We start from the raw sequence: 1,273 nt of genomic DNA on the forward strand, positions 1-1,273 counted from the left end.
TTTTTGTGGTGTGCGCGCTGATGATCAAGCCGAGCGCGGTGGAGCAAGCGCGGGTGGAGGGGTTGTTTGAGATGGCCGCGAGTGGGCGTGGGGTGCAGGTGGGGGCTGCGCCGGTTATGAGTTGAAAATGGATCGGGGCTGCGGTGTGTGGCCCCGGTTTGAGCGTGTGACTTATGTGGACTAAATATGTGTTGGGTAAAGTTGAATTGCGGTAGCGCTGAGTTCAACAAATCCTGATTTCTGAGGTATGGGACCGTCCAACTCAATTAGGATTATTGAATCACCGAGCTTTAATGCTACACATCCTTCTTCGTCAGCTTGGACCAGCTCGGCGGTTATTTGGATGAGGCTGTTCTCCATTTTGATTTTTGAAGATTTTTCAGCGGTTGGCTTCACGTTTATATTCCATGAGAAAACCTCCTCAAAATCAAACTCAACGTCGATAATTTCACCGATTTTTGGCGCAGTATCGCTCCATAGTGCAGTGCCATCTCCGAAGGGTGAATGGAATTTTACGTGCAATACGTTCAGATAGGAAAATGTATCGATCACTACAATTTTCATGTTTTTTCCGAGTGGGAGATTGCCGGTTTTCGTGTGAGTGTTTTGGTAATGATTCGATTTTCTTGCATTCGGCATCAACCCTGTCTGTTTAGCACTGTAGTCGTTTGCAGTTACGATAAAAATGGGTTCGTCATAAAAATAAAGCTGTTACTAGCGCTGTTTGCAGCTTGGTTGTGCTACTACCTGTGCCAATACATGTGATGGTTTAAAAAAAGAAATACAGCCCGGTGTTGTTGTCAATTGCCAGTTTGTTGAGTTTGATTATTTTTCTTGCCAGCTCTTGGTTTTCGGGTATTGAATGATTTTCTAGTATATATAGTGATTTTTTGAGGTCTTCATTGGTGTTGATGCTCTCGTCTTCATAATCGTCGATCATCTTTCCAAGCGAATTGTTGATTTTGTCGATAACCCCTGATCCCATTAACTGCTGATATTCTGTATGGGTCAGGGGGCAATTCGCCAATAACGAGATTGGGCATTCGTCAGTGTCTAATAGAATCATCGCTTCTTTAGTCAAAGGCGTGCAGATAAGTTTCACTTTTCTATACTCTTGTTAACGTGAGTGGTCCCGGTTTTTTAGGGCGCGTTGGTTAGGATTTAGGTTGTCAATCGTCAGAGGCCTAGATGGGTAGTTTTGGTAGTTGGATTTTTAATGAAAGGTCACATCAATTCGGTCAACAATTATTTTAATAAAAGAATCGTTCAAGGC

At 43.5% G+C, this 1,273-nt stretch carries 2 protein-coding genes; both read right to left on the reverse strand.

Annotated features, from left to right (window positions below):
• Positions 1-180: 180 nt before the first annotated feature.
• Entirely contained in the window at positions 181-564 is a 384-nt protein-coding gene (locus tag FEM54_RS32725) for a hypothetical protein (RefSeq protein WP_017134606.1), read from the reverse strand.
• A gap of 205 nt (positions 565-769) precedes the next feature.
• Positions 770-1,102 (reverse strand): hypothetical protein, encoded by a 333-nt coding sequence (locus FEM54_RS32730; protein ID WP_017134605.1) that lies wholly within the window; start codon positions 1,100-1,102, stop codon positions 770-772.
• Positions 1,103-1,273: the final 171 nt, after the last annotated feature.

It is taken from the genome of Pseudomonas edaphica (assembly GCF_005863185.1).
In the GTDB taxonomy this organism is placed as follows: Bacteria; Pseudomonadota; Gammaproteobacteria; order Pseudomonadales; family Pseudomonadaceae; genus Aquipseudomonas; species Aquipseudomonas edaphica.